Annotated in this window: 22 protein-coding genes, 1 tRNA gene and 1 pseudogene; 14 read left to right on the forward strand and 10 right to left on the reverse strand. The window is 60.1% G+C overall.

Going from position 1 to position 20,001, the window contains the following annotated elements; all coding sequences use genetic code 11:
- From QZW03_RS12110 to QZW03_RS12165, 12 genes and pseudogenes are all read left to right on the forward strand, one after another.
- Positions 1-451, forward strand: a pseudogene (locus tag QZW03_RS12110) (nitrite reductase); the annotation flags it as partial.
- A gap of 29 nt (positions 452-480) precedes the next feature.
- Positions 481-894 carry a DUF934 domain-containing protein gene (locus QZW03_RS12115; RefSeq protein ID WP_296510264.1) on the forward strand — a complete coding sequence of 138 codons (414 nt, stop codon included), beginning with the start codon at positions 481-483 and terminating at the stop codon, positions 892-894.
- Positions 895-956: 62 nt separating this feature from the next.
- The gene (locus QZW03_RS12120; RefSeq protein WP_296510410.1) at positions 957-1,676 is read left to right on the forward strand and encodes a phosphoadenylyl-sulfate reductase; all 720 of its coding nucleotides are present in this window, start codon (positions 957-959) and stop codon (positions 1,674-1,676) included.
- Positions 1,677-1,776: 100 nt separating this feature from the next.
- A complete protein-coding gene (gene cysD, locus QZW03_RS12125) occupies positions 1,777-2,709 on the forward strand; it encodes a sulfate adenylyltransferase subunit CysD (RefSeq protein ID WP_296510265.1) in 933 nt (310 codons plus the stop codon).
- Positions 2,709-4,082 carry a GTP-binding protein gene (locus QZW03_RS12130; RefSeq protein ID WP_296510266.1) on the forward strand — a complete coding sequence of 458 codons (1,374 nt, stop codon included), beginning with the start codon at positions 2,709-2,711 and terminating at the stop codon, positions 4,080-4,082. Before cysD ends, QZW03_RS12130 begins: the two co-directional genes overlap by 1 nt.
- A gap of 107 nt (positions 4,083-4,189) precedes the next feature.
- On the forward strand, positions 4,190-4,519 hold the full coding sequence (gene fdxA / locus QZW03_RS12135; RefSeq protein ID WP_296510267.1) for a ferredoxin FdxA: 330 nt from the start codon (positions 4,190-4,192) through the stop codon (positions 4,517-4,519).
- A 13-nt stretch (positions 4,520-4,532) separates the two neighbouring features.
- Entirely contained in the window at positions 4,533-5,606 is a 1,074-nt protein-coding gene (locus QZW03_RS12140) for an NAD(P)/FAD-dependent oxidoreductase (protein ID WP_296510268.1), read from the forward strand.
- A gap of 69 nt (positions 5,607-5,675) precedes the next feature.
- Positions 5,676-5,751: transfer RNA gene (locus QZW03_RS12145), tRNA-Asn, on the forward strand.
- A gap of 78 nt (positions 5,752-5,829) precedes the next feature.
- Positions 5,830-6,105 carry a DnaJ domain-containing protein gene (locus QZW03_RS12150; protein WP_296510269.1) on the forward strand — a complete coding sequence of 92 codons (276 nt, stop codon included), beginning with the start codon at positions 5,830-5,832 and terminating at the stop codon, positions 6,103-6,105.
- A gap of 12 nt (positions 6,106-6,117) precedes the next feature.
- Positions 6,118-6,672, forward strand: a complete 555-nt coding sequence (locus QZW03_RS12155; protein ID WP_296510270.1) for a hypothetical protein — start codon at positions 6,118-6,120, stop codon at positions 6,670-6,672.
- Between the two features lie 29 nt (positions 6,673-6,701).
- The gene (locus QZW03_RS12160; RefSeq protein WP_296510271.1) at positions 6,702-7,454 is read left to right on the forward strand and encodes a hypothetical protein; all 753 of its coding nucleotides are present in this window, start codon (positions 6,702-6,704) and stop codon (positions 7,452-7,454) included.
- A gap of 15 nt (positions 7,455-7,469) precedes the next feature.
- Positions 7,470-8,687: a hypothetical protein gene (locus tag QZW03_RS12165; protein WP_296510272.1), complete on the forward strand. Its 1,218-nt coding sequence runs from the start codon at positions 7,470-7,472 to the stop codon at positions 8,685-8,687.
- An 18-nt stretch (positions 8,688-8,705) separates the two neighbouring features.
- On the opposite strand, the gene QZW03_RS12170 is transcribed toward QZW03_RS12165, so the two are convergent.
- The 9 genes from QZW03_RS12170 to QZW03_RS12210 form a co-directional block, all read right to left on the reverse strand.
- A complete protein-coding gene (locus tag QZW03_RS12170) occupies positions 8,706-9,053 on the reverse strand; it encodes an L-rhamnose mutarotase (protein ID WP_296510273.1) in 348 nt (115 codons plus the stop codon).
- Entirely contained in the window at positions 9,050-9,826 is a 777-nt protein-coding gene (locus QZW03_RS12175) for an SDR family oxidoreductase (protein WP_296510274.1), read from the reverse strand. Before QZW03_RS12175 ends, QZW03_RS12170 begins: the two co-directional genes overlap by 4 nt.
- A gap of 25 nt (positions 9,827-9,851) precedes the next feature.
- On the reverse strand, positions 9,852-10,736 hold the full coding sequence (locus QZW03_RS12180) for an amidohydrolase family protein (RefSeq protein ID WP_296510275.1): 885 nt from the start codon (positions 10,734-10,736) through the stop codon (positions 9,852-9,854).
- Positions 10,733-12,025: an L-fuconate dehydratase gene (locus QZW03_RS12185; RefSeq protein WP_296510276.1), complete on the reverse strand. Its 1,293-nt coding sequence runs from the start codon at positions 12,023-12,025 to the stop codon at positions 10,733-10,735. Before QZW03_RS12185 ends, QZW03_RS12180 begins: the two co-directional genes overlap by 4 nt.
- Before the next feature lies 1 nt (position 12,026).
- Positions 12,027-12,881: a fumarylacetoacetate hydrolase family protein gene (locus tag QZW03_RS12190; protein WP_296510277.1), complete on the reverse strand. Its 855-nt coding sequence runs from the start codon at positions 12,879-12,881 to the stop codon at positions 12,027-12,029.
- A 124-nt stretch (positions 12,882-13,005) separates the two neighbouring features.
- Positions 13,006-13,950, reverse strand: a complete 945-nt coding sequence (locus tag QZW03_RS12195) for an ABC transporter substrate-binding protein (RefSeq protein ID WP_296510278.1) — start codon at positions 13,948-13,950, stop codon at positions 13,006-13,008.
- 92 nt (positions 13,951-14,042) lie between these two features.
- Positions 14,043-15,041: an ABC transporter permease gene (locus QZW03_RS12200; protein ID WP_296510279.1), complete on the reverse strand. Its 999-nt coding sequence runs from the start codon at positions 15,039-15,041 to the stop codon at positions 14,043-14,045.
- 50 nt (positions 15,042-15,091) lie between these two features.
- On the reverse strand, positions 15,092-16,615 hold the full coding sequence (locus tag QZW03_RS12205) for a sugar ABC transporter ATP-binding protein (protein ID WP_296510280.1): 1,524 nt from the start codon (positions 16,613-16,615) through the stop codon (positions 15,092-15,094).
- Positions 16,616-16,627: 12 nt separating this feature from the next.
- Entirely contained in the window at positions 16,628-17,389 is a 762-nt protein-coding gene (locus tag QZW03_RS12210) for an SDR family oxidoreductase (RefSeq protein ID WP_296510281.1), read from the reverse strand.
- A 211-nt stretch (positions 17,390-17,600) separates the two neighbouring features.
- Between QZW03_RS12210 and QZW03_RS12215 the strand changes: the two genes are divergently transcribed.
- Both QZW03_RS12215 and QZW03_RS12220 read left to right on the forward strand, forming a co-directional pair.
- Positions 17,601-18,374, forward strand: a complete 774-nt coding sequence (locus QZW03_RS12215) for an IclR family transcriptional regulator (protein ID WP_296510411.1) — start codon at positions 17,601-17,603, stop codon at positions 18,372-18,374.
- Positions 18,375-18,435: 61 nt separating this feature from the next.
- Positions 18,436-19,389: a chemotaxis protein gene (locus QZW03_RS12220; RefSeq protein WP_296510282.1), complete on the forward strand. Its 954-nt coding sequence runs from the start codon at positions 18,436-18,438 to the stop codon at positions 19,387-19,389.
- Between the two features lie 32 nt (positions 19,390-19,421).
- Here QZW03_RS12220 and QZW03_RS12225 read toward each other — a convergent pair whose 3' ends face one another.
- A complete protein-coding gene (locus tag QZW03_RS12225) occupies positions 19,422-20,000 on the reverse strand; it encodes an MOSC domain-containing protein (RefSeq protein WP_296510283.1) in 579 nt (192 codons plus the stop codon).
- Between the last annotated feature and the right edge of the window lies 1 nt (position 20,001).

The raw sequence follows: 20,001 nt of genomic DNA on the forward strand, positions 1-20,001 counted from the left end.
GATTGCCGCCCAGATCACCGAGCGCTACCAGGACATGGACGAGCTGCACGACCTGGGCGAGATCGACCTGCACATCAGCGGTTGCATCAACTCCTGCGGCCACCACCACAGCGGCCACATCGGCATCTTGGGCGTGGATAAAGACGGCAAGGAGTGGTACCAGGTGTCCCTGGGCGGCTCCGACGGCTCGGCCCTGAGCGGCGAAGCAGTCCCCGGCAAGGTGGTGGGCCCTTCGTTTGGCGCTTTAGAGGTGCCCGGCGTGATTGAGGCGGTGCTCGACACCTTCCGCCAACACCGCGCAGGCAGCGAGACCTTTATCGACTGTTTCAAGCGCGTGGGCATGGACGCCTTCAAGGCGGCTGCCAACAGCGCCCGCCTGGCCGACAAGCACGAAGACCTGCACGCCCTGCCCAAGGCAGCCGGCTACGCCAAAGACACCCAAGAAGCCTGATCGCTGTGCCGAAGAAAGAGAGATTTACTATGAAATTGATAGCTGCTTCCGCACATTCCACCGGGGCTGAAGGCCAAAAAGTCATTGAACTGGCCAACACCGAAGACCCCCGCGCTTTGGACTTGGCAGGCGTCGCCCGCATCGACCTGAACTTCCCCAAGTTCACCGATGGCCGCGCCTACAGCCAGGCCTTTTTGCTGCGCCGCCGCCTGGGCTTCACCGGCGAGCTGCGCGCCACCGGCGATGTGCTGATCGACCAACTGGTGCAAATGGAGCGCACAGGTTTTGACGTGGCCGTGCTGCGCGCTGACCAGAATATCGACTTTGCACAGCGCCAGTTCGACCGCTACCGTGGCTTCTACCAAGGCGACGCAGTGACGGTGCAGCCGCACTTCGCCCGTGAGGGCGATTCCATTGCTTCGCGTGAAGGCGAAGCAGCATGAGCGCCGAAACATCCTCTTTAGGCAACCGTTTTGCCGTGCAGGTGCAGCCCGCCGGCAGCGCCATGACCCGCAATGCCGAGGCCAGCGGCGAATACATCATCAAGTTGGCCGAAGCCCAAGGCGTGCTGTCCCAAGCCGCTGCGCAATACGCAGGTTTTGAGGGCGGCGCAGCCACTGTCACCCAAGCCTCCAGCCTGGGCGCCGAAGACGTGGTCATCAGCCACCTGATCAACAGCTTGAAGCTGGACATCGGCATCTTCGTGCTGGAAACCGGTGCCCTGCACCAGGAAACTCTGGACTTGCTGGAGCGCTTCAAGGCATCGAGCCGTGCTGCGGTCACGGTGTACCAGCCGGTGAATGAATCGGTAGTGCAGTTTGTGGACCGCGAAGGCAAAGAAGCGATGTACAAGAGCATCGCCCTGCGCAAAGCCTGCTGCGGCATCCGCAAGATGGAGCCACTGGACCGCGCCCTCAAAGGCAAAGACGCCTGGATCACCGGCCTGCGCCGCGAGCAATCCGGCGCCCGCGCCGAGGTGCCCTTGGTGGACACCAGCGAGCCACGCGTCAAGATCAACCCCTTGGCCAACTGGACGTGGGGCGATGTGTGGCACTACATCCAAACCAACAAGCTGGACTACAACCCGTTGCACGACCAGTTTTTCCCCAGCATTGGCTGCGAGCCTTGCACCCGCGCCATCAGCCTGGGTGAAGACTTCCGCTCCGGCCGCTGGTGGTGGGAGGACGAAAGCGCTAAGGAATGCGGGCTGCATGTGAAGCCATGAGACTTCTTTTTCCCCACTCCCCCAACCCCTCGCCCCGCCGGACGAGGGGAGCTCAACAGCCACATTTGACCTCCCGTTTGCAGTGAGGGAATTACTTGCCATGAATGCAATGACAGAACCGACCCATTTCGACCGCCTCTCTAACCAGCACCTTGATGCGCTGGAAGAAGAAACTATTTTCATCTTGCGTGAGGTAGCGGCGGCGTTTGAGCGCCCCACCCTGCTGTTTTCGGGCGGCAAAGATTCGCTGGTCATGCTCAAGTGCGCCGAAAAGGCGTTTGGCGCGGGCCGCATTCCCTACCCGCTCTTGATGATCGACACCGGCCACAACTTCCATGAAGTGACCGACTTCCGCGACTTCCGCGCCAAGGAACTGGGCGCCGAGCTCATCGTGCGCAGCGTGGAAGACTCCATGGCCCGCGGCACCGTGCGCCTGGCCCACCCCGGCGAGAGTCGCAATGTGCACCAGTCGGTGACGCTACTCGAAGCCATTGACGAATTCCGTTTTGATGCCCTGATTGGCGGCGCCCGCCGCGACGAAGAAAAGGCCCGCGCCAAAGAGCGCATCTTTTCCCACCGCGACAGCTTCGGCCAATGGCAGCCCAAGGCCCAGCGCCCTGAGCTGTGGACGCTGTTCAACACCCGCCTACAGCCCGGCGAACACTTCCGCGTGTTCCCGATCAGCAACTGGACCGAGCTGGACGTGTGGCAATACATCGAGCGCGAACAAATCGCCTTGCCAAGCCTGTACTACACGCACAAGCGCGATGTGGTGGAGCGCAAGGGCCTCTTGGTGCCGGTCACCGACCTCACATCTGCCAAAGAAGGCGAAACCATTGAGAGCCGCGACGTGCGTTTCCGCACCGTGGGTGACATCACCTGCACCTGCCCGGTGGAAAGCCTGGCCGCCACGGCTGCCGACATCGTGATCGAAACGCTGGCCGCCGACGTGAGCGAACGCGGCGCCACCCGCATGGACGACAAGACTTCTGAGGCTTCCATGGAGAAGCGCAAAAAGGACGGATACTTCTGATGACCGCTACTAATTCAATAGCTGCTCCCGCATATTCCACGGGGGCCAGCAGCACAAATGACACTTCATCCGCCCTGCGCTTCATCACTTGCGGCAGCGTGGACGATGGCAAGAGCACCCTGATCGGCCGCCTGCTGGTGGACAGCAAAGCCGTGTTGCAAGACCAGCTGGCCAACGTGTCCAAGAGCGGCGAGGCCGACTTGGCGCTGTTCACCGATGGCCTCTCCGCTGAGCGCGAGCAAGGCATCACCATCGATGTGGCCTACCGCTACTTCGCCACGCCTACGCGCAAGTTCATCATCGGCGACGCTCCGGGCCATGAGCAGTACACCCGCAACATGGTCACCGCCGCCAGCAGCGCCCATGCCGCCGTGGTGCTGGTGGACGCGACCAAACTCAAGTGGAATGTGGAAGGCCTGGTGGACCTGCTGCCCCAGACCCGCCGCCACAGCCTGCTGGTGAACCTGCTGCGCGTGCCCGGCATCATCTTTGCCGTGAACAAGCTCGACGCCTTGGGCAATGACGCCACCGCCGCGTTTGCCAAGATCAGCGAGGCGCTGCAAGCCTTTGCGAAGCAAGCCAGCATTGACGTCACAGCCACCATCCCCATGTCGGCACTCAAGGGCCACAACGTGGTGGAAGCGACGCCTGGCTGGTGCGGCTACCAAGGCCCGAGCCTGCTGGCCTTGCTGGAAACCCTGCCGGTCACCGCCGCTGAGACCGATGTGCCCTTCTCGTTCCCCGTGCAGTGGGTCGAAAAGTTCCACAACTCTGCCGACACCACCCAGGGCCGCCGTGTGTTCTGGGGCCGTGTAGGCACCGGCACCGTGCAGGTGGGCGACACCGTGAGCATTCACCCCAGCGGTCAGACCGCCGTGGTGGCCCAGGTGGTGAACCACGCCCGCGTGCCCGGCACCGTGACAGCGGGCCATGGCGCCGGCATCACGCTGGACCGCGAAGTGGATGTGTCCCGTGGCGACTGGTTGTTGGCGCAAGTCACACCCGCAGCAGACCCGGACGACGAGTTTGCCGACACGCCTAAGCCTCGCGCCTTTGCAGAGGCCACCCGCGAAATCAAGGCCACCGTCGCCTGGATGGACGATGAGCCCCTGGTGGCTGGCCGCGTGTACCTTGCGCTGCATGGCCACCGTTGGGTCAAGGCCAAGGTCAAACGCATCGTGCACAGCTTGGACATCAACACCTTGCAAGAGCACGACGCTACCGAGATTGCGCCTAACGCTATCGGCCATATCGAGCTGGCTTTGCAAGAGGCCATTACCGCTGTTCCCTATGCCCAAAGCCGGGTGCTGGGTGCGCTGATTTTGGTGGACACAGCCAGCCACAAGACCTCCGGCGCCCTGCTGCTGAATTGATCTAGCGCAATGGAGATGCCCCCGTGACAAGGGGCGTCCGCAAAAACCAATAAAATCAAAGGCTTGGCAATTATTTGCCCGCCCTCTCACTTACTGCCCGAACCAACATGACCCACATCGTCACCGAAGCCTGTATCAAGTGCAAATACACCGACTGCGTGGACGTGTGCCCCGTGGACTGCTTCCGCGAAGGCCCCAACTTTTTGACCATCGACCCCGATGAGTGCATTGACTGCGCAGTGTGCATCCCCGAGTGCCCCGCCAACGCCATCTATGCCGAGGAAGATGCGCCCAAAGACCAGCAGCACATGATTGCCCTGAACGCCGAACTCGCCCGCCTGCCCGGCTGGAAGAGCATCACCAAGCGTAAGGCGCCCTTAGCGGACGCCGACGACTGGAAAGACAAAACCGGCAAGCTCTCCGAGCTGATCCGCTAAACCATCGCACCCCATGACTGCAGCCGTCATTGAAACGGATGCCGTTGTCATCGGAGCCGGGCCGATAGGCCTGTTCCAGGTGTTCCAGCTGGGCCTGCACGAAGTGCAGGCCCATGTCATTGATGCCCTGCCCTACGCTGGCGGCCAATGCATGGAGCTGTACCCCGACAAACCCATCTACGACATTCCGGGCACACCCGTCACCACCGGCAGGCTGCTCACGCAGAGCCTGTTGCAGCAGGCCTCGCCCTTCCACCCTGTGATGCATTTTTCTCAGCTGGTGGAGTCGGTACAGCGACTCGACGATGGTCGCCTGCACATCACCACCCACACCGGAACCCGCTTCACCACCAAAGCGCTGTTTGTAGCGGCTGGTGTGGGTGCTTTTGTGCCCCGCAAACCACTGCTCCCGGGGCTGGAGGCGTTTGAGGGCACGCAGGTGCACTACCCGCACGACGCACCCTTGGCACCCGACCGTCTGGCCGGGGCCGACGTGGTGGTGCTGGGTGGAGACGAGTCTGCAGTCGCCGCCGCACTGGAGGCCGTGCATGGCGGCTCTGGCCAGACTTCAGCACGCAGCGTGACCTTGGTGCATCGACGCGATGTTTTTGCGGCCGAACCTGCCACGTTGCAGGCCTTGGCGGCAGCACGGGCTGCAGGACAGATCCGTGTGGTGGCAGCCCAAGCTACCGCCTGCACCGCCGATGGCAATCGCTTGCACTCGCTGCAGCTGCTCACCGCAGAAGAGACTGAGCTCTCCATTCCTGTGGACCACCTCATGGTGCGTTTGGGTGTGTCGCCCAAGATGGGGCCGATTGCCGATTGGGGTTGGACACTCGAACGCAAGCAAGTTCCGGTGAGCACCGAGACTTTCGAAAGCGAAATTCCCGGAATATTTGCAGTCGGAGATATAAATTTTTATCCGGGAAAGCGGAAATTGATTTTGAGTGGCTTTCATGAGGCTACACTAGCGGCCTTCGCAGCGATGAGACTGATTTCTCCAGAGAAAAAAGTCCTCTTGCAGTACACCACCACGAGCCCGCGTTTGCATCAGCTCCTCGGTGTTGGAACCCAAGAAAAAAGTTAGCGACAGAATCTAAAAATTAAGCGTGTTTCTAAAATCACTTAAAAAACACGCTATAATTTGAGGCTTCATTCCTCAATAGCTCAGTTGGTAGAGCGCCGGACTGTTAATCCGTAGGTCCCTGGTTCGAGCCCAGGTTGAGGAGCCAAATTAACCCGCAAGGGTCTTTAAAAACCCCGCTGCGATCGCAGTGGGGTTTTTTCTTTTCCGGCAGGAAACGTGCTGCATGAAAGACCATTACGCCAGTCTCGGATTGAACAGTGCAGCCACGCTGGCTGACATTAAAAAAGCCTTCCGCCAGAAGGCGGCGCAGTTCCACCCCGACCGCAACCCCGATCCGAATGCTGCAGCCTACTTTCGTGAGGTGCAGGAAGCCTACGATGTCCTCGCAGACATCGACAAGCGCCAGGCCTACGACGACAACCGCCGGCGCGGCCTGCTCGATAGCCCCATCGAGGTAGCCCGTGAAATCTGGTCTACTTATTTTTCCCGCATTCTTTGAACAGGCACCCCTATGAGCCTCTCTCCTTTCTTTCACCACCTGCGCAGCGCCTACCAAGCCGAGATTGACGACCTGACCTCGGACTCCGAGGGAAGCAACGTTCTCGCCAAAAAATTGGCAGAGCGCCGCAAGGAACTGAAGTTCCTGCTCAGCATGCTGGAACTGAGCCCCGAGATGGTGGCGGTGGTGTTCCACCAAGGATTCCGCTTCAAGCGCCCTGCCGTGTTGGAAGAACTGGTGCGCCAGGAGTCCGAAGACCTGCCGGAATGGGACGCCTTGGCCGATGCCGTCGAACTGGCACCGTGGGCCAACAACCTGGCCCAACAAGTCTTGCAACAGCCCGCAGGCCCTTGGTTCATGAGCGTAGCCGCGGCCCTGGAATACTTGCTCACAAAACCTGATGCACGGTTTGCTGCCACGGCGGACTCTGAGGACGACGAGGACGAGGACCGCGACGACATTGAACGCGACCCCGAAGGCATGGATGAAGACGAGCGCCAGAGCCGCGTGAACGAAGAAGAAGGCGCCGCCTGGATGGTGGAGCAAGGCTTCGACCACAAAGAATAAACACCGAGCACGTACTTAGAGGACCCCCTGTGAGCCAATTAGCCCTGATTGAGAAGACCCAAGCCCTGATCGCTGCCGGCGATATCGTCGGGGCCGAGTCCGTGTTGACCGAACTTGCTGACGCAGAGGGCGACGGTGCCTTGTTAGTGGTGTTGGAGCAGTTGCCTGCCAAAGACATTCTGGCCGTGATCCGTGAATACGACGACTCCAAAGAGTCCATCGTGAACCTGCTGATCACTCCGCAGCAATTCGCGCATGCGGTGGTCATTGAAAAGCAATACAAAGACCTGACCCGCACTCACCTTCGCGGCATGATGAACTCGGTGATCTTCCGTGACGATGCAGTGGATGCCATCGAGTTCTTGACCGCTATCGGCGACTTAGAAGGTGGCAGCGAAGCACTGGCCGACTATTTCACCGAAAAGTGGAGCCGCGTGGAAGCTTTTGCGCGCAGTGGAACCTTTGACACCGTCGAAGACGATGGCGAGATCCTGTCGGAGCAGGCCCTGTACCAGTCGGCCTATGTTCGACCGCGGGTGGACCTTGATGAAGTTGCCGACCAGGACTGGATGCAAATGGCGTGGTTGCTGCGCCATGAGCTGCCCGACCTGTTCATTGAAATGCTGATTGTGTTGCGCGCCAAAGCCCGTGCATTCGACCTGGGCCTCGACGAAGAAGAGCTCCCCGAGGAAGAAGACGACGGCAAAGTGGAAACCGGTGACACCGACCGCGGCAAGGCCACACCCGCAGCACGCGAAGACGACGAAGAATCTGCCATCTAACTCACTGCCCGCGCCATGTCTGCTGCCCCCCAATCCGTATCGCTATTTGATGGCCGGCCTTTTTTCGAAAAGGCACTCGCCTACGGTGTACAGCACGGTCTGATCGGGCAGGCGCAGCTGGATGCCATTCAGACCGATGCCCCCAAGGGCATGGTCCAAATCGCCCGCTATTTCGGAACAGAGTACCTGCGTCCGGAGCTGGAGCTGGCCAAAGACCGGATCATCAATCTCGTCAGCCTGCACCTCGCGCACACCACCCAGGGCGACCTGCAGCAGGCTGCCGGTTTGCTGCGTGACCACAGCTTCCTCTCTCGCTCCAAAGCCGGGGCAGACATGCTCAAGACCCTGATCACCATGCCGCAGACCACCCACTTCGGCCTGAACGAGCGTAGCGGCTTTCGCGATGAACACATTCCACTGCTCGCGAAATGGAGCTTGCGGACCTTGGCGGAGTACCAAGCTGAACTTGCAATTCGCAGCCGCGCAGCGGCCGTGGTGGATGCGGCAGCCTGGATGGCAGCAAACTTGGGCATGGAGCCCGATGACCTCGAAGAGGCCGGCAAAGATGCTGAGGCAGTGATACGCACCGCGCTGCTGACTATGGCCTGCAAGCGAAGTGCCCTGCCGGATTGGACGAGCTTCGAGAAGATGATTTTGGCGCTCCGCAAACGCTATCTCGCCAAGCCCGGCAAACTGCCGCTCACGCTGCCGCAAGGGCTTGCGGATGACTGGATTCCGGTGGTGGAGTCCGTTCGGGACTCGGTGTGGGCGGACGCCGCCAAATGGCTGGAGTCGGATCAGTCGCCGCGCAAGCTGTTTGACCAGACCCCTGCCTTCATGGGCCGGTATTTCTGGATCGAAGACGGTCTGGCTGAGATCGCACAGTTCGACAAAGCCGTGAGTAAAGCCTGGCAAAAAGCGACAGGTGGCAATGACGATGAAGGGTCGCTGATCACCCTCTTCTTGTGCCTGGCGGCCGGCAGCACGCCCAAAACCGTGCTGACAGAAAAGGCCGCCGCCACGCTGGTTAAGAAAATCCGCAAGTCGGGCCTGCAGTCCTCCTTGGCCCTGCAGTTCATTGCAGACAACGCACCTGCCGAGCATCAAGCGGACTATGCCGCCATGTGGACCGACTTTATGGACGAAGCCGCCGGCACCCTGACCAGCGACCACGACTACACCTTCAACGATGCGGTCGCCCTGATCCGCCGCGAAGGCAACGTCAGCAGCTGACCCGCGGAGCTGCGTCGCTCAGGCCAGCTCGAATATTTTGTCCATCCGGACCCACTTCTGGCCCACCGGTGTCCAGGGCGTGGGGGTCTGGTAAGCCCACATCAGTGTCTCCCAACGGACGATGGCCTCATTCTCCAATGAAGCCCGAGCCATTTTTTCCTCAGAGTACACGGTGGAGTCGACTTCCATCAGCATGAACATCCGGGTACCCAAGCGGTAGATTTCCATCCCCAAGACCCCTTGCGACAGCAAGTGCGACCGTACCTCGGGCCAGATGGCCTCATGGGCTTTTTCATAGGCAGCAATCAAGGCCTCATCATTCACCAGATCTAACGCCAATGCGTAGCGGGCGCGCTCGCCGCTCATGACAAGGCCCGATCCAGATGGGTGTAGCCGCCATCCACAAAAATCCACTGCCCGGTAGTGTGCGACGAAAGCCCGGAGAGCAAAAACACACACATTTGCGCCATTTCGTCGGGCGTGGTCATCCGCTTACCCAATGGGATTTTGGACGTAATGGCAGCCAGCTTCTCCTCAGGCTTGGGAAACGCCTGTAGCCAGGTTTCGTACAACGGTGTCATAACCTCGGCCGGAACCAAAGCATTGACCCGCACGCCGTCGTCCAGGAGTGCCGCCGCCCACTCTCGGGTGAGGGAAAGCTGCGCCCCCTTGGAGGCGCAGTAACCACTGGTGTTTCCCTGCCCTGTGAGAGCGGTTTTAGAGGCCACGTTCACCATCGCACCGCGGCTGACCTTAAGATGCGGCACACAGTAGTGCGCCATGACGTAGTAGTGAATCAGGTTCCGCTCCAAGGATGCGACGAAAGCGTCGCGCCCCGCGTCCAGCCCCACACTGTCATTCACCCCGGCGTTGTTCACCAGACCGTCCAGGCGCCCGTAGCGCGCTATGACTTGCGCCACACCCCGGCCACACGCGGCCTCATCAGCCAAATCCAGCTGCACAAACAGATGGCTGCTGGCGCTTGCCTGCAGCTGAGAAGCAAACTCAGGTGCGAGTGGATTTTTGCCAAACACGACCGGAATGGCGCCCTCCCGGGCCAGGGTCAAGGAAATGGCAGCACCAATGCCGCTCCCCCCACCCGTCACGATGAACACCTTGTCTTGCAGGAGCAGATCCATAGCTAACTTTCGAATACGAGAAGGCTCACGCCTCTGAATGCACACTCAGGCCATAACAACGGATCGCGTTGCCAGACCAAAACGCCTCTTGTTCGGTCATGGTGAGCCTGGACTTTGCCCATTTGTGAACCAGACCATGCACCACATCATAGGAAGCTGCCAACTGGCAAACCGGCCAGTCTGAGCCGAACATGAGGCGATGGGGGCCAAAGGCGTCCAACGCCTGGTCAAAACATGTCCACATGATTTTGCTATCCGCCGGGCTGATGCTCGTTCCCGACTGCCAAGCGGTCTCGGTGACCAGCCCCGACAGCTTGCACACCACATGCGGCAAGGTAGCGAGGCTGCGGATGCTGCTCAGCCACCGGGAAGGAACTTCGGGGTTGGTCAGCCAATCCCGGATCGACGGTTTACCCAGATGGTCCAACACCAGCCAATGGCCGTCATGCTGGGCGCAAAACGATGCCACGCCCGGCAATTGGTGATCAAACACCAGGACCTCATAAATGAGCCCCGCCGCTTGAACCGCGCGCAAACCGGCCGAATTTAGCGGGTTGTGGAGCCATGCGCTCACATCCGCCTCATCCTGCAGAATGTGGCGGATACCGCGCATGGCCGGATGCGCCGTCCAGCGCTCCAGTTGCGCCTCCAGATCCGGTGCCGCCAAATCGGTCCAGCCCACCACCCCCAGCACCTCCGGATGGCGATCCGCCACCTTCAGCAAAAAGTCCGTCTCCTCCACCAGGGTGCGCGCCTGCACCGCCACCACCCCCTCAACACCTGCGGCCCGCATTGCAGTTTCGCAATCGACAGGAAAACAATCCTTCTGCAGTTCCGGCATGGCATCACTGATCCACGGGAACTCCGCGGGCTTGTAGCGCCAATAGTGCTGATGGGTGTCGATCTTCATACCGCCGCCCTGGGGCGCTGGTAGGTGTACTGCCGCAGGGACTCGGGCTTCATCTCAATCGAAAAGCCAGCGGCCTTGGGGGGCATGTAGGCTGCGTTTTCGATCACGCAGGGTTCCAAAAAGTGCTCATGCAAGTGATCCACAAACTCAATGACACGACCTTCCCGAGTACCGGCAATGCACAGGTAGTCAATCATGGACAGGTGTTGTACATACTCACACAGCCCTACTCCACCGGCGTGCGGGCACACGGACAAGTTGTACTTGGCGGCCATCAACATAACCGCAAGAATCTCGTTCACACCGCCCAGGCGGCAAGAATCGATTTGCACCACATCAATGGCACCGCGCATGATCAGTTGCTTAAAGATGATGCGGTTCTGGCACATCTCGCCGGTCGCCACTTTCACAGGATGCACACCCTCACGAATGACGCGGTGGCCCTCAATGTCGTCCGGGCTGGTGGGCTCCTCAATGAACCAGGGCTTGGCAAAAGCCAGCTCGCGCACCCACTCCACTGCCTGATTCACTTCCCAGACCTGGTTGGCGTCAATCATCAAATGCCGATCGGGCCCCAGTACCTCGCGGGCGATACGCAGGCGGCGGATATCGTCCGCCTTGTCGCGCCCAACTTTCAGCTTGATGTGGTTAAAGCCCGCGTCGGTAGCCTCTTTGCACAGGCGGCGCAGCTTGTCGTCGTCATAACCCAGCCAGCCTGCCGAAGTGGTGTAACAGGGGTAGCCCTCACGTCGCAATGTTTCCATGCGCTCGGCTTTGCCCACCGCACGCTCTCGCAACAAGGCCAGCGCCTCATCCGGCGTAATGCAATCGGTGATGTAGCGGAAGTCGATCAGCTTCACCAGTTCTTCCGGGCTCATACGAGCCACCAGTTCCCACACCGGCACACCTTCGAGCTTGGCCCACAAGTCCCACACCGCATTGACCACCGCACCTGTTGCCAGATGGATAGCACCCTTGTCCGGGCCGATCCAGCGCAGCTGGCTGTCCGACGTAATGAAGCGCCAAAAGCGCCCCATGTCGGCGGCCACCCAGTCCATGTCCAAGCCGACCACCAGATGCCGCATGGCCTCGATCGCGGCGCAGCAGATCTCGTTGCCACGCCCGATGGTGAAGGTCAGGCCGTGCCCCTCCACACCCGGACGGTCTGTTTCCAGAATGACATACGCGGCCGAATAGTCCGGATCCGGGTTCATCGCATCCGAGCCATCCAAATGTTGGGACGTGGGAAAGCGCACGTCCACGACGCGCATGCCGGTGACTTGGGTCATATCAGGCCTGTTTGGTAATCTGTGTTTGGCTTCCCAGGCCCTCGATGCCCAGGTAAATGGTTTGGCCTGCGCGCAGGTAAACCGGAGGTTTCTGACCCATCCCGACGCCGGGTGGGGTGCCAGTAGAAATGATGTCGCCGGGCTGCAGGCTCATGAAGCGACTGAGGTACGAGATCAGGAACTTCACGCCGTACACCATCGTGGACGTGCTTCCGTTTTGGTAGCGCTTGCCATCCACTTCCAACCACATGGACAAGGCCTGCGGATCGGGAACTTCGTCCGCCGTCACCAACCAAGGGCCGGTGGGGCCGAAGGTGTCGCAGCCCTTGCCCTTGTCCCAGGTTCCGCTGCGGTCGAGCTGGTACTCGCGCTCGGACACATCATTCACCACGCAGTAGCCGGCCACGTGGGACATGGCATCGGCCTCGTCAATGTAGCGGCCGCCTTTGCCGATCACGACACCCAGCTCCACTTCCCAATCGGTCTTTACCGAGCCACGGGGAATCTCAACCGCGTCATCAGGGCCGACGATAGCGCTTGTCCATTTGTTGAACACCACAGGCTCCGGTGGCACCTGCATGCCGCTTTCGGCGGCATGGTCGGAATAGTTCAGACCAATGCAAATGAACTTGCCCACATTGCCCACACAGGCACCGAGGCGCAAGTCTTTCTGCGGAGTGCCGGCCACCAGGGGCAGGCTCTCAATATTCACGCCACGCAAACGCGCCAGGCTCTCAGACAGCAAAGCGGTACCGCCGACATCGGCAATGTGTGCAGAGAGGTCGCGCACCCGGCCTTGGGCGTCCAACACACCGGGCTTTTCATGGCCTGGCAATCCGTAGCGTACAAATTTCACAGTTCTTCCTTTCCAGTCAACAAAATTCAGTGCACCCGGGGACTGGCTCTGCCAGACCGCCGGGTGCGCCCCCTCACGCAGCATGCGAGAGGGGGCGAGCGGCAAGGCCGCTCAGCGGGTGATTTCAGTCATAAAGAACCGCCGCAATCTTGGCGTCCTTCATGTTGGTCTTGTCGTAATAGTAAAAGCCGGTGTCGATGATCTTGGGCAGCTTCTCGCCCTTGAGCGCCTTCACCGCGGCCTCTACCGTTTTGTAACCAATGCCCACGGGGTTCTGGGTGATCGCGCCAGCGATCGTGCCGTCGTTGATCATGTCTTTCTGGGCTTTGCCGGAGTCAAAACCGATGATCACAACACCACTCTTTTTGGCCTCTTTCAAGCCCTTGCCTGCACCGATGGCAGAGCCCTCATTGGTGCCGAAGATCCCTTTGAGCTTGGGGTGTGCCTGGGTCAGGGTCTTGGCAATTTCAGCCGACTTCAGGTGGTCACCACCGCCGTACTGGATGTCCACCACTTTGATCTTCGGGTACTTGGCCTTGATCTGGTCCACAAAACCATCACGACGGCCGGTGCCAGTGGTGCTAGTCTGATCGTGTCCGATCACAGCCACTTCACCTTCGCCACCGATTTTTTCTGCCATCTTTTCAGCGGCCAAGGCAGCAGCGGCTTTACTGTCAGTCTGGGCGGTGGTCAGCACAATGTCGCTGTCCACGCCGGAGTCAAAGGCAATCACCGGCACTTTGGCAGCTTGCGCTTTTTTCAGCAGTGGAATAGCGGCCTTGCTGTCCAGTGCCGCAAACCCGATAGCTGCCGGCTTTTTGGCCAAGGCTGCGGACAGCATGTCGATTTGTTTGTCGACCTGTTGCTCGGTCTCCGGCCCCTCAAAAGTTACCTTGACTTTGTAGTCTTTGGCCGCTTGATCTGCCCCTTGCTTCACCGCTTGCCAGAACTGGTGCTGGAAGCCTTTGGAGATCAAGGGAATATAGATTTCCTGTGCGGTAGCGAAGCTGGAAAAGCCAGCCAGTGCGAGGCTGGCGGTCAGTGCCAGCAATTGACGTTTTGCATTCATGGTTTGTCTCCTGTTAGATGGATTTATGGCTGTCAAATGAATCACGTAAAACTCAAGGGGTAGGTAGGCGCAGTGAGGTTGATCCTGTCTCCTTAATTCTTGGTGCGGCGCAGGTTGTCGGTGTAAACCGCGAGGATGATGATCAGACCGGTCAGCACCATTTGCCACTCCTGGGCAACCGACATGATGCGCAGTCCGTTGATAAGAACACTCATGATGAATGCGCCGATGATGGTGCCCAGAATCGTGCCCACCCCACCACTGAGCGAGGTGCCACCGATGACCACGGCGGCAATGGCATCCAGTTCGTAGCCCTGCCCCAACGCGGGCTGCGCGGAGTTCAACCGGGAGGCAATCAACAAACCCGCCACACCGCAGATTCCGCCGGCAAAGGTGTAGATAGCAACCTTCCAGCGGTCCACATTCACCCCGGACAAGCGCACCGCCTCCTCGTTGCTGCCCAGCGCGAAGGTGTACCGACCCAGCGCCGTTTTGTTCAACACCACAGCGCACACGACCGCCACCACAAATAGGATGAGCACTCCATTGGGAATGGGAAGCGAGGGAAACAGATCGCCCATCAAAGAGCCCAGTGCGATCTGGTCAAACCCTTCCACGTCACTGAAGTAAATCGGGCGGGTGTTGGTAATGATGAGAGACACGCCTTTGAGCAACATCATCATCCCCAGGGTGGCAATGAAGGGTGGCACCTTGAGCTTAGTAATGGCGACGCCCGACAAAGCGCCGCACAAGCACCCCATGCCGATGGCCAGCACAATTCCCAACGGCATGGGCAAGCCCAGATTCACCATGAACACACCCGCCATCACCGCGCAAAAGGTCATGAGCACGCCAACCGATAAATCGATACCTGAGGTGATGATGATGAAGGTGCTGGCAATCGCCAATACCCCGATGACCGTGGTCGACTGCAGAATCCCGATGATGTTGTCCTGCGTCATGAAAGCGTCCGGCTTGAGGACGGTGAAGACCAGAATCAAGGCGATCAGGCTGGCGAAGGCCAGTAACTTTTGCTTGGCCTGGCCGCCGCCCATGCGCCCTGCATAGGCGGAGTTTTGTTTGACATTCATCTCGCTGTCCTGTCCGATAAAAAAATTCGTAGTCCTGGCCAAGCTGCGCATCAGGCGGCCAATGCCTCACGGCGGGTAGCCAACTCCATCAAGCTCTCCTGAGTTGCTGCATCTCCCCGCACCTCACCCGTAATGCGTCCTTCGCACATCACCAGAATGCGATGGCTCAGCAGCAAGACTTCCGGCAGTTCACTGGAAATCACCACAATGGCCCGCCCCTGCGCCGCAAGTTCATTTAAAAGTTTGTAGATCTCGCTCTTGGCGCCTATGTCGATCCCCCGGGTGGGCTCATCAAAAATCAGCACTTCGCAATCCTGCACCAGCCACTTGGCAACTACCACCTTCTGCTGGTTGCCACCCGACAAGAGCCGGGACACCTGGTAGATGGAGGGCGTTTTGATGCGGAGCTTCTCGACCATGGACGCTGCCACCCGGCTAATGGCCGTCTGGTTCAAGAACACACCCCACCGCAGCCAACGGGACAAGCTCGGCAAGGTGATATTGGCGGCCACGTCCATGCCTGTTGCGAGACCGAAGTGCTTGCGGTCCTCCGACAGGTAGCCGATACCGGCATCCACTGCGTCCCGAGGGGAGCGAAGTCGCACCGGCTTCCCGGCGACAAAGACCTCTCCGCTATCGATAGCATCAGCACCGAAAACGGCCCGAGCCACCTCGGTGCGCCCCGCCCCCATCAGGCCTGCGAACCCCAAAATCTCGCCCCGCCGCACGCTGAAACTCACATCCCGAATCGCCCGCCCGCGGTTCAACCCACGGGCTTCTAAGAGCACTTCATTGGCAGCCGTATCCGGAATGTGCTTGTCACTGACCTCAAGGTGGCGCCCCACCATCATGGCGATGATCCGTGCCATCGGGGTGTGCGCCGGTACGGTGTCGATATAGCTGCCATCCCGCATGACCGTGACGCGGTCTGCGATTTGTTGGATCTCATCCATCTTGTGCGAGATGTAGACAATGCCCACCCCTTCGCTTTTGAGCTGACGGATGATCCGGAACAACTCTGCAATCTCCGCATTGTTCAGCGCAGCGGTCGGCTCATCCATGATCAACACCCGCGATTTGAACGAGAGCGCTTTCGCTATTTCCACCATTTGCTGCTTGGCAACCGTGAGATCCGATATCCGGGTCTGCGGGTCAAGCTGAAGGTTCAGCCGCTCGAACACCGCCAGGGCCTCCGCATTCAGGCGCGCCTCGTCAAGCAGACACCCCGCCAGTCTGCGCGGCTCACGACCGATAAACATGTTTTGCGCTGCGGTCAGGTGCGGCATGAGGTGCAGCTCCTGGTGAATGATCCCGATCGCCAGCGCCTGGGCGTGAGCGGGGCTCTGAATATCCACAGGCTGGCCATCCAGCAAAACCTCGCCACCATCCATGCGGTAGACGCCTGCCAAGATCTTCATCAGCGTGGACTTGCCGGCCCCGTTTTCACCCATCAGGGCATGCACCTCGCCGGCCAACAAGTCAAAGCGCACATGGTCCAGCGCTTTGACACCGGGAAAGGATTTACTGAGGTTGCGAACCTCGATCACGGGCACCTGCGCAAGAGATGAGCTCATGAACTGCAAACCTCAAATGGTGACGCCACCATCGACCAGCATGGTTTGACCCGTCACGAACAGGGACTCGTCACTGGCCAGAAACACCACCATGGGCGCGATGTCCTCCACCAGCGCCAAACGCCCCATGGGTTGCCGGGCCACAAAGTCCTTTTCCGCCTGCACCGGGTCGGCCGCCGACGCAATGCGACCGCGCAGCGACGGGGTATCCACCGTACCCGGGCACAAAGCATTGGCCCGCAGGCCGGCTTTCACGTAGTCCGCCGCCAGAGACTTGGTCAGGCCGATCACCGCGGCCTTGGTCGCGCCATAGGCACAACGGTTGGCAAACCCCTTGATGCTGGAAGCCATCGACGCCATGTTGATGACGGACCCACTGCCGCCACTCTGGGCGGCTTTGGCCAGCATGCCGGGAAGAAACGCGCGGGTCATGCGAAACATGCTTTTCACATTCAGGTCAAAGCTCAGGTCCCAATCTGCCTCTGTGCACTCCAACACCGAGCCATTGGCCACCATGCCAGCGCAGTTGAACAGCACATCCAGCGCGGGCAACTCGGCTGCCAGTGCGGATACGGCCGCATCGCTGCGCACGTCCAACACCGCAGTGCGGATGCCGGGAGCCTCGGCACACAAGCGCTCCAGGAGCTCGGCGTTAATGTCCGTGGCGATCACGCTGGCGCCTTCGCGGGCACAAGCCAGCGCACTGGCGCGGCCGATACCCTGCGCTGCAGCGGTAATCAAAATCGTTTTGCCTGTCAGCCTGCCTGCGGTCATATCCCGGACTCCGTTACATTAATTTAAATATAAACAATCAATTCACCGATGAAGCAAATGGTAACGACACTTCGCCTAACGCGGCTCAGTACTTTCCCTAGCAGTCGCCAGGCTCTGCTATAAAAAGAACACGTTAGCCCCAGAACAACAAAGAGACTCCATGACCGATACCGCCCCCAAACCCCGTGGCCGCCGCCCGAAACCTGATGAGATGGAAGACACCAGCCTCGCCGCCGAGGACCGCTACCGCGCCCCCGCGCTGGACAAAGGGCTGGACATCCTGGAGCTGCTGGCAAGCCAACCCCAAGGCTTGACCCGCGCCGAAATCGTCAAAGAAATGGACCGCAGTGCCAGCGAGATCTACCGCATGCTGGAGCGCCTGGTCGCACGGCAATATGTCATGCGCAGCCCCTCCGGCGACCGCTACGCCCTGAGCCTGAAACTGTTTGCGCTCGCCAACATGCATCCACCTTTGAGCAGGCTGATCAACCAGGCCCTGCCGGTCATGGATGAATTCACCCGCAAGGCTGAACAAAGTTGCCACATGGGCGTGTACGACCGGGGCAATGTGCTGATCAGCGCACAAATCAACAGCCCGAGCGGCTGGAGTTTTGCGGTGCAACGGGGCGCGCGGGTGGGCTTGCTGGACACCGCCTCCGGCCATTTGCTGCTCGCCTATGCCGATGCAGGCAGCTACCAACGCATGATGGCCGAGCACACCCCCCTCGATGGAGAGGTCCCCACCACCGAAGACAAACTACGAGCGGAGCTCGCAGCCATCCGCGAGCGGGGCTATCTGGAACGCGATAGCGCCCAAACCTTGGGGGTGGTGGATATCTCCTTCCCCATCCTCGGCCCTGACAACACCGCACTGGCCACCCTGACCTGCCCCTATATCCGCCGGATCGATGCCCACATCGGCCCCGATGTCCCGCAGGTGCGTCAACTTTTAAGAGAAGCGGCAAAAACCCTCTCCATTACCTGAAGCGCACGAGCGGGGAAACGGGTAAAGTGACAACGACAACACCGCAGCATAAGGCCGGACTATGAGCACACCACTGAACACCAAAACAGCAAACCAAGGAGCTCACGGGGCGGACAACAAGTTTCAGCTGCTCCTGTTCCGCCTCGGGGACACCCCAGGCTCCGATCGCCGGGAGTTGTTTGGCATCAACGTCTTCAAGGTGCGCGAAATCGTGGTGGCCCCCGAAATCACCACCATCGTGAATGCCCCGCAGCACGCTCTGGGCTTGGCCAACGTGCGCGGCCAATTGATACCAGTGATCAACCTGCCGGCACTGGCGGGTTGTGTACCCAAAACCGACTCCAAAATCGTGCTGGTGACCGAGTTTGCGCGCACCACCCAGGCGTTTTTGGTGGACGAAGTGGTCGAAATCATTCAGCTCGACTGGAAACACCTGCTTGCCGCCGACAACAACAGTTCGGGCCTGCTCTCCGGCGTTGCCCGCATTGATGGTGACGCGATCGACTCTCGCTTGGCACAGGTCCTGGATGTGGAGCAAATCATCCGCAATGTGTTTCCCAATACCCAGATGGAGTCGTCCGGAAACCTGCAGAAAATCAAACTGCCCGAGGGGTCGACCATCTTGTTTGCCGACGACTCGGCCATTGCCCGCATGCTGGTGGAGGAAAGTCTCAAGACCATGGGCGTGTCGTATGTAGCTGTCAAAAACGGCAAAGAAGCCTGGGAGCGCCTGGCCCAGATTCACAGCGACGCCATTGCCCACGGCAAGCGCGCCAGCGACAAGGTCGCAATGGTGTTGACGGATCTTGAAATGCCCGAGATGGACGGCTTCACCCTCACCCGCAGTATTAAAAACGACAACCGGTTTGCCGGCATACCCGTCATCGTTTACTCATCCCTGACCGGCACCGCCAGCGAGGGCCACGCCACCGGCGTGGGGGCAGACGCTTACGTGGCCAAGTTCGAGCCCAACGAACTGGCCGCGGCGATCAACACCACCCTGAACCGCGGCTAGGCCACCTGCCTGCGCAGCGCCCACCAGTGCTGCTAGCGCAGGTGCTTGAATATCCGGGCTTGAAACAGGCCCGCGATAGATGTTTGCCGTGAACCCGAAACCACCGTGAACGACTCCCCCGCCCCGATCTGCCCGGGCTCGTCCACCGCCAGATAAAACCCGCAGTGCCCACTTTGGGCCATAGCTTTGACCGCACCGGCAAACCCCATGGCAGCATTGAATTTGTAGCAGGGCTCCCGCGGCTGCACCACGCGCAGTGCGCAGTGCGCAAACCGGAGCACATCGCCCACCCACAGGTCGGACTCCAGCAGGCCGGCCAGCGTGAGGTTTTCGCCCATGGAGCCATAGGGCAAGGTGTCATCAAAACCACTTGCGCCCGCAGCGCGGCGGGCCTCTTGCCAGAACCCGTAGTGCTCCGACGGGTAGGCATAGACCGCCTTGTCGAGCCCGCCATGCACCGAGGGATCGGCCTGCTCATCCCCGAGCAGCCCGAGCGGCATCACCGGCACCGGCCCGACCACCGGGGTCTTGTGAATCGCAGTCAGAATGCTGCGCCCCTGAATTTGCACCTTGCGGGCCGCCCCGACCTGCACGCTGAGTAGCTGCCCCATG

The sequence above is a fragment of the Rhodoferax sp. genome, from assembly GCF_013297935.1.
GTDB lineage: Bacteria > Pseudomonadota > Gammaproteobacteria > Burkholderiales > Burkholderiaceae_C > Allorhodoferax.

Excerpts from the sequence above, each read along its gene's own strand:
- QZW03_RS12115 (WP_296510264.1), top strand. The coding sequence starts at position 481 with ATGAAATTGATAGCTGCTTCCGCACATTCCACCGGGGCTGAAGGCCAA.
- QZW03_RS12120 (WP_296510410.1), top strand. The coding sequence starts at position 957 with ATGACCCGCAATGCCGAGGCCAGCGGCGAATACATCATCAAGTTGGCC.
- cysD (WP_296510265.1), top strand. The coding sequence starts at position 1,777 with ATGAATGCAATGACAGAACCGACCCATTTCGACCGCCTCTCTAACCAG.
- QZW03_RS12130 (WP_296510266.1), top strand. The coding sequence starts at position 2,709 with ATGACCGCTACTAATTCAATAGCTGCTCCCGCATATTCCACGGGGGCC.
- fdxA (WP_296510267.1), top strand. The coding sequence starts at position 4,190 with ATGACCCACATCGTCACCGAAGCCTGTATCAAGTGCAAATACACCGAC.
- QZW03_RS12140 (WP_296510268.1), top strand. The coding sequence starts at position 4,533 with ATGACTGCAGCCGTCATTGAAACGGATGCCGTTGTCATCGGAGCCGGG.
- QZW03_RS12150 (WP_296510269.1), top strand. The coding sequence starts at position 5,830 with ATGAAAGACCATTACGCCAGTCTCGGATTGAACAGTGCAGCCACGCTG.
- QZW03_RS12155 (WP_296510270.1), top strand. The coding sequence starts at position 6,118 with ATGAGCCTCTCTCCTTTCTTTCACCACCTGCGCAGCGCCTACCAAGCC.
- QZW03_RS12165 (WP_296510272.1), top strand. The coding sequence starts at position 7,470 with ATGTCTGCTGCCCCCCAATCCGTATCGCTATTTGATGGCCGGCCTTTT.
- QZW03_RS12170 (WP_296510273.1), bottom strand. The coding sequence starts at position 9,053 with ATGAGCGGCGAGCGCGCCCGCTACGCATTGGCGTTAGATCTGGTGAAT.
- QZW03_RS12175 (WP_296510274.1), bottom strand. The coding sequence starts at position 9,826 with ATGGATCTGCTCCTGCAAGACAAGGTGTTCATCGTGACGGGTGGGGGG.
- QZW03_RS12180 (WP_296510275.1), bottom strand. The coding sequence starts at position 10,736 with ATGAAGATCGACACCCATCAGCACTATTGGCGCTACAAGCCCGCGGAG.
- QZW03_RS12185 (WP_296510276.1), bottom strand. The coding sequence starts at position 12,025 with ATGACCCAAGTCACCGGCATGCGCGTCGTGGACGTGCGCTTTCCCACG.
- QZW03_RS12195 (WP_296510278.1), bottom strand. The coding sequence starts at position 13,950 with ATGAATGCAAAACGTCAATTGCTGGCACTGACCGCCAGCCTCGCACTG.
- QZW03_RS12200 (WP_296510279.1), bottom strand. The coding sequence starts at position 15,041 with ATGAATGTCAAACAAAACTCCGCCTATGCAGGGCGCATGGGCGGCGGC.
- QZW03_RS12205 (WP_296510280.1), bottom strand. The coding sequence starts at position 16,615 with ATGAGCTCATCTCTTGCGCAGGTGCCCGTGATCGAGGTTCGCAACCTC.
- QZW03_RS12210 (WP_296510281.1), bottom strand. The coding sequence starts at position 17,389 with ATGACCGCAGGCAGGCTGACAGGCAAAACGATTTTGATTACCGCTGCA.
- QZW03_RS12215 (WP_296510411.1), top strand. The coding sequence starts at position 17,601 with ATGGAAGACACCAGCCTCGCCGCCGAGGACCGCTACCGCGCCCCCGCG.
- QZW03_RS12220 (WP_296510282.1), top strand. The coding sequence starts at position 18,436 with ATGAGCACACCACTGAACACCAAAACAGCAAACCAAGGAGCTCACGGG.
- QZW03_RS12225 (WP_296510283.1), bottom strand. The coding sequence starts at position 20,000 with ATGGGGCAGCTACTCAGCGTGCAGGTCGGGGCGGCCCGCAAGGTGCAA.